Consider the following 211-nt stretch of genomic DNA (forward strand, 5'->3'; position numbering starts at 1 on the left):
TGCCTCTATTTTCAGAGCCGGCTGCATTATTCAGGCCGTATTCCTCAATAAGATTACGGAAGCCTATGAAAAAAATCCGTCTATGGAAAATCTGGTCTTTGATGAATTTTTCCTGTCACGCATTAACAGCGGCCTCGGCAGTCTGCGTAAGATTATTTCCTTAGCCATTTTGAGCGGTATTCCTGTGCCGGCCTTTGTGAACGGTTTGGAA

General features: G+C 44.5%; 1 pseudogene. It reads left to right on the forward strand.

The window, feature by feature from the left end:
- Positions 1-211 (forward strand): annotated as a pseudogene (locus PGX78_RS09210) (NADP-dependent phosphogluconate dehydrogenase); the annotation flags it as partial.

It is taken from the genome of Megasphaera sp. AF13-6AC, assembly GCF_027685385.1.
In the GTDB taxonomy this organism is placed as follows: domain Bacteria; phylum Bacillota; class Negativicutes; order Veillonellales; family Megasphaeraceae; genus Megasphaera; species Megasphaera micronuciformis.